This window comes from uncultured Campylobacter sp., assembly GCF_938045625.1.
In the GTDB taxonomy this organism is placed as follows: domain Bacteria; phylum Campylobacterota; class Campylobacteria; order Campylobacterales; family Campylobacteraceae; genus Campylobacter_A.
In genome coordinates this window covers 1-6,574 of the sequence record NZ_CALIAV010000033.1, presented here as the reverse complement: position 1 = coordinate 6,574, position 6,574 = coordinate 1, and the positions used below count along the sequence as shown (strand labels likewise).

The following is a 6,574-nucleotide window of genomic DNA, read 5'->3' as shown; positions in this document are numbered from 1 at the left end:
AGAGGTCGGCGGTTCGATCCCGCTTAACTCCACCATCTTTAAATTTCTTCCCCAAATTTTACATCATCAAAAACTTTGATTAATTTATGTTTTATAGTTAATATCGCAATCCTTGAAAATAGTATTTTAAGCTTGCTTGTGTTAGTATCGGTAAAATTTAGTACGAGAAAAAGATGCAAGATTACTCCGTTTTAGACGTTTTATCCAACAAAAAAGTCCTTTGCTTAGAAGACGAACCTTATATATTAAAAAATATGATCGACTCCCTTGAGCTGTTTTTTGCCGAAGTAAAAGGCGTAAGCGACGGTATCGAGGCGCTAGACGAGGCTATGAGCGGCTCATACGACGCGCTCGTCCTAGATGTTAGCGTCCCACACATGGACGGTCTAGAGGTAGCAAAAAAGATCCGCTGTGCAAACCGCAAAATCCCGATCGTAATCATCTCAAGCCATACCGAGCAGGAGTATTTGTGGCGTGCGGTTGAGCTAAAGATCACGAGATATCTCTCAAAACCTTATGACAAAGACACTTTTATAAAGGCGCTAGAAGACGTCGCGATGGAGCTTATCGACCATACGCCGATGTTTAGTATCAACGACGACCTCAAATACGACTTTAGCAAAAAAATCATATATATAAAGGAAGAGGCCTGTCACCTCTCCAAAAGCGAGAGCAAGCTTTTGGAGTATTTTTTAAACAACAAAAATCAAACGATCACTTACGAGCAGCTGTTTGACTACATGTGGGAATTTGAACAGCCGACCAAAGAAGCCATCAAAACCATCGTAAAAGAACTGCGCCGAAAAATCGGCAAGGACACGATCAGAAATTTATACGGCGTAGGATATCTATGTGAAGTCCAAATTTAAATTTATCATCCTGCTGCTCGTCGTTTTGTACGGCGCCATTACAGTTTTGGTTTTTAACTTTTACCGCGATCTTGCGCTAAAGGACGCCAGGCAGGAGGCATTTTACGTACTTGACGCGATGAACGGCATACGCGACTATATCTCTACCATCCAGCGCCCGCTCATAGAAGAGTTAAAAGACGGCGGCGTCATAGACAAAGACCTTTTTGATCCCAGACTCATGTCCTCGTCATACATCACGCGTCAAATTTACAAAATCCAGCTCGCTAAAAAAAACATAAACTACGACTACAGGCTAACGGCGACGAATCCGCTAAATCCCGAACACGAAGGCACGGAATTCGAAAATGAAATTTTAGAAGGGTTTAAGGAGGGCAAATACGAGGTCTACTCTGACGTAATCAAAGATCAAAACGCCTCGTACTTTTTCGTCGGCCTTCCGATCAAAAACTCCCACCCGTCATGCGTCGAGTGTCACAACATAAACAGCGCGCCTAAAAAAATGCTCGAACAATACGGAAATTTAAATAATTTCGAGGGCAAAGTCGGCGACACGATAGCGATGGTAAGCTTTAAAATCCCGGTAAAAAGTATTTTGCTTTATCATAAACAGGAGTTTATCGTTAGTGGCGTGGCGATCACGGCGATCTTTGCGGCGTTTTTATTTTTCGTTTACAAAATCCACAAAGGCAACGAAAAAACCAAGCTGCAAAACGAGCTTTTGATGATAAATCAAAGCCGCCTGGCCTCGATGGGCGAAATGATCGGCAATATCTCGCACCAGTGGCGTCAGCCTCTAGCGCAAATCAGCTCGACTCTGGTAAATTTGGAGCTTTACTCCGAGCGAGGCAAACTAAGCGAACAGAGGCTAAAAGAGGCTATCGAGGAGGCAAACGAGCAAGTCAAATTTATGTCTGACACCATCGAGGATTTTAAAAATTTCTTTAATCCAAATATGCCAAAGAGCGAATTTGAGGTAAAACAGGCCATAGAGCAGGCTTGTAAAATTTTAAACGCGACGCTAAAAAGGCATGTCATCGACGTAAAAGTTGAGATAAAAGAAAATTTTACGCTTTACGGCAACATAAATGAGCTTATTCAAATTTTAATTAACATTATAAATAATGCCAAAGAAGCATTTTTAAATCTGCCGCAAGAGCGAGCGCAGGCAAACCGAATGCAAATTTTAATAACCGCCCTTTTGCAAAACGGAGAACGCGCGATAACGCTCGAAAATAACGCCGGCAGTATAGATAAAGCCGCGATAAATAAAATTTTCAAGCCGCATTTTACTACGAAAAAGTCAGGCAGCGGGCTTGGGCTATATATGAGTAAGGTGATAGCCGAAAAAAATAACGCCCGAATTTACGCGCAAAATATAAATAACGGCGTAGTATTTACTATTAAATTTAAAAATTCATAATTTATTAAATTTCCCCTTTTTTCGCCCCCTTTTTACGATAGCATTATCAGTATGAAATCTTTTTGATTTTAGATCCAAAATTTATAAGGAGGGCGCAATGAGGAATTTAAGTAAAACCTTATTAGGTTTGCTTATGGGCGTTAGCGTCTTCGCATCGCAAGCCTGTTGCGAAGAACACAACATGCAGATGTCTCAACAAGCGCGAGACGTCATAGCAAACCCAAAAGGCACGCTTCAAACTAGAGGCGTAATATCCTTGCAAGACTACATCGTAGAAGAGCAAGAGATGTATGAGTGGCTGTTTAAAAACCACCCTATTTTCACAAAATACGGCGGTAAAACAGTCGGTAAACTAGACGTTCACGACCGTGGACTTGAGTGGCTTGCCGAAGGTCACGGCTTTGACATGTCAAAAGCTAGTAAAAGAGACGGCGGTAAAGGCTACAGCTCTATGATGTATAGGATACCTGCGGGTTCGTCTTTGCAGTTTCCTAACAAATTCGTAGGATCCGAAAAGTGCGGCGAGTGCCACCCTGCGCAGTACGAGGTATGGAGCAGATCGCGCCACGCCACTACTATCCGCTTCCCCGGCGAGCACCCGGAGGTTAACAACAACCTAACCGATCCGGTATTTAGCCCAGATACTGCGTCCATCTTGCCTCAAGGTATTACTCCGGACGTTATTTACGCGACCGTAGGACACCTAAGAACCAAATTCGGCTACGTAGACGCGTGGCTTTTGCGAGGAACTTACCACGTAGAGGGCGGTTTGCTACGAGACGGCACGGGTCAAGTCGTAGCCGGCGGCAACCAATTCCAAAGAACTTGGGCGTTAAATTTAACTCCTGAAACAGTTAAGAAAATCAAAGATTTCGTTCCTGATTTCCCAGAAACTCTAGCTGATTACGGCGATAACGGCGGCTACGTCAGAGGTCTAGCCTCATACGCCGCTAAATACAAAAAGTCAATGTTCTTCCAAGCAAACGGCTCTTACTGCGAAGTTTGCCACCCGTTCAAATTTGACTTTAAAACTAAGAAAGAGTTCTATGCGGCTCTAGGTAACGCTAAAGAGCTTCAAAAACACACTATCTCTAAAGGCGTAAGCTGTGAGGAGTGTCACGGAGCCGGCGGTCACCTTGACGGAGCTACAAACTTTAGAACATCAAACTGCGAACGCTGTCACCAAAGATTTAACTATAGCCCAGACCTAGCCAGAGCCAATCCTCTAAACCAAGGCAAGCTTGACCTATCTCTAAGCTCTAAATTTAAATCAATGGGACCAGGATGCGGATCTGAGGGTTCACAATCATACTTTACCGCTCACTACGATAAAGGCATGCGCTGCACCACTTGCCACGATCCACACGATAACACGGGTCCGGTTGTAGGCGATAAGACTATCAAAGGCGTAAACTATAACTCAGAGCAAGGCTACCTAAGTGCGCTTTACACTAAACCAAAAATCAGAAAAGATTGTCAAGATTGCCACAAAGAGCAAGCATATATCGCTTCTAGAGCCGATACGCATAAAGATAACACTTGCGCATCTTGCCATATGCCATTCATGATGAGCTGCGAGAACTTCTACGCTATCCAGTTCCAAGACAACGCTGGATTCGATACTCAAAGAAGATCTCACATCTGGAAAATCGACGTAGATCCTGCTAGAAAATCTCTAGTTGCGGGCGATGCTGCTAAAGGACCAAGAGACGCTAAAGATTGGCACTTCCAAAGAGATAAAAACGGACACAACTTCGTTGACCTAATGTGGGCGTGCGCTAGAACATCTTGGGCGGATAAAGATATGCAAGATACTAAAGGCTGCCACAGCCCGGTACTATCTGAGTTAAAACCTACCCTACACTTCAAGAACCAAAAACAGGTTTACGACGAAGTAATGGGATGGCAAACCCCTGTTAAAAACGACTTCTCTCAAGTCAAAATCGGTATCGAGGGACTTTACGCTATCTTAGAAACTAAGAAACTAAGTCCTAGCGATAAGACAAGAGTTTATGAGCTAATCGAAAAAGCGCAAGACACTGTCGACTTGCTACAAAAAGACGGCTCATGGGGTATGCACGGCTTTAAATACACAAAACAAAGACTTGATGCTTCTAAAGAGTACATCAAAGAAGCCCAAAGAATCATAAACAACAATTTATGATGCGATTACGGACGCCGCGATTTTTGCGGCGTCCAAATTTAATAAGGTAAAATTTATGCGTTTTAAATTTAGCAAAAACCCGCTTTTAGCTCTCTGCCTAACGGCCGGTTGCGTCTTGTGCGCTAGCGCGGCGGATAAAGAGGCGATGACGCAAGAGCAAAAAGAATCATACAGTATCGGAATTTCAACCGGAACATATATCTCCGCACAACTAAAAAAACAAGAAAGCCTAGGCGTTAAATTTGACAGCAAGGCTCTTTTAGACGGCTTTGCCGATGCCTTTAAAAAAGAACAAAAACTAACGGACGAAGAAATAATCTCCCTGCTTAATCAAAGGGATGAAAAACTAAATAAGCTAACCCAAAACGCGCTAAAAAAAGCGCTTGAAAAAAATTTAAAAGAGGGCGAAGAATTTATGGCGAAAAACGCCAAAAACAAAAAGGTCAAAACGACTAAATCAGGGCTTCAGTACGAAGTCATGGCTGTCGGCGACGGCGATAAGCCAAGACCTGAGAGCGTAGTCGCGCTAAACTACAAAGCCTACCTCATAAACGGCAAAGTTTTTGACGATACGTACTCTAGAAACGAGCCTGCGATCCTTTCTATGGTAAATTTAATAGACGGCCTACAAGAAGGCCTCATGATGATGAACGGTAACTCAAAATATAAATTCGTCATCCCGTCTCACCTAGCTTACGGAGACGAGGGCGCAGACGAGATACCGGGCGGCTCGACGCTGATTTTTGAAGTCGAGCTAGTAAAGGCGCTAAAACCTGGCGAGCTAGCCGGCGCAGCCAAAAAACTAAGCGAAACTCAGCCGCGAAATTTCCATGGTGCGCATAGCCACGGAAGTAGCGTTGGTAGATAAATTTAGGATATTTAATCCATACGGATGGAGAAGAATATGAAAGAACAAAATACAAGAAGGACGTTTTTTAAATTCCTTGCTTCTGGCGCGGCGGTTGCGGGAGCGACTAGCGTACTGGGCAAGAGTATAAATTTAGACGCCCAAACGGAAAACGGCAAAAAGCCGCACTACGGCATGATCTTTGATCAGAACAAATGCGTGGGCTGTACCGATTGCGAGATCGCCTGTAAAAAGGTAAATTTGGTTCCGAAAGGTCAAATGAGGCTTTTTATCCAGGATAAAACCGATCCGCTAAATTTGAAAGAAAAGCGCTACGTCAGGGTTTCCTGCCAGCAGTGCGAGGACGCGCCGTGCGTGACCGTATGTCCTACAAAAGCCTGTCACAAGGACGAAAAAACAGGTATCACGACGATGAACACCGACGACTGCATCGCCTGTAAATACTGCATCGTAGCCTGTCCTTACGACGTGCGCTTCATAAACCACGAAACAAGAGCCGCAGAGAGCTGCAACTTCTGCTTGGATACGAATTTAAAAGACGGTCGCGAGCCTGCCTGCATTGAGGCGTGCAGATACGAGGCGATCGTATTTGGCGATCTAAACGACGAAAACTCGCACATCAGCCAGCTACTTCGCGTAAAAGACAGCCTACGCATGCATCCTGAGTGCGGCACGAAGCCGAGCCTGCGCTATATTCCTGCGGTTAGATTGGGGGTGTGATATGAACGGAGCCATAAATTTCACTGCGACCTTCTCGCACGGCGTGGAGTGGGGTTGGCCGATCGCGGTCTATCTCTTGCTAGCGGGCATGAGCGGCGGCGCTTTGGTAGTCGCGATCCTCATCAAATTTTACAAAAAACAAACCGAGAGCGCGCCGCTATTTAAGGCCGCGTCGCTGCTATCTTTCGTCACGATTTTACTCGGTATGGTCTGCCTGGTAGCCGATCTTGAGAGGCCGCTGCTTTTCTGGAAAATTTTGATTAACTATAACTTCACCTCGGTTATGTCCGTGGGCGTTGCGGCGCTTTGCGTCTATATTCCGCTTAGCTTCGTGGCCTGCCTTTATGCGTTTGAAGATTGCCTAAGAGAGTTTTTGACGCGCAATCTTAGCTTTTTAAAAGGGCTTTTCGAGCTTGTGATGAAAATCGTAAACGCGCTTCGTCCGCTGCTTCTTGCGCTTACGCTAGTTTTTGCAGTTGCGATCTGCGCCTATACGGGCTTTTTGATCTCGGTTTTAGTTAGATTTCCTA

6 protein-coding genes are annotated in these 6,574 nt (G+C 44.6%); all 6 read left to right on the top strand.

What is annotated here, in order from left to right; translation table 11 throughout:
• Window positions 1-173 precede the first annotated feature (173 nt).
• Complete coding sequence (locus Q0386_RS03225; protein ID WP_299027015.1) at window positions 174-869, top strand: response regulator transcription factor; 696 nt, start codon at window positions 174-176, stop codon at window positions 867-869.
• Window positions 853-2,292 carry a DUF3365 domain-containing protein gene (locus tag Q0386_RS03220; protein ID WP_299027012.1) on the top strand — a complete coding sequence of 480 codons (1,440 nt, stop codon included), beginning with the start codon at window positions 853-855 and terminating at the stop codon, window positions 2,290-2,292. Before Q0386_RS03225 ends, Q0386_RS03220 begins: the two co-directional genes overlap by 17 nt.
• Window positions 2,293-2,389: 97 nt before the next feature.
• Window positions 2,390-4,456 carry a cytochrome c3 family protein gene (locus Q0386_RS03215; RefSeq protein WP_299027009.1) on the top strand — a complete coding sequence of 689 codons (2,067 nt, stop codon included), beginning with the start codon at window positions 2,390-2,392 and terminating at the stop codon, window positions 4,454-4,456.
• Window positions 4,457-4,511: 55 nt separating this feature from the next.
• Window positions 4,512-5,324 carry an FKBP-type peptidyl-prolyl cis-trans isomerase N-terminal domain-containing protein gene (locus tag Q0386_RS03210; protein WP_299027005.1) on the top strand — a complete coding sequence of 271 codons (813 nt, stop codon included), beginning with the start codon at window positions 4,512-4,514 and terminating at the stop codon, window positions 5,322-5,324.
• A gap of 36 nt (window positions 5,325-5,360) precedes the next feature.
• A complete protein-coding gene (locus Q0386_RS03205; RefSeq protein WP_299027002.1) occupies window positions 5,361-6,044 on the top strand; it encodes a 4Fe-4S dicluster domain-containing protein in 684 nt (227 codons plus the stop codon).
• Between the two features lies 1 nt (window position 6,045).
• On the top strand, window positions 6,046-6,574 hold a 529-nt coding region (gene nrfD / locus Q0386_RS03200), incomplete at its 3' end, for an NrfD/PsrC family molybdoenzyme membrane anchor subunit (RefSeq protein WP_299026999.1).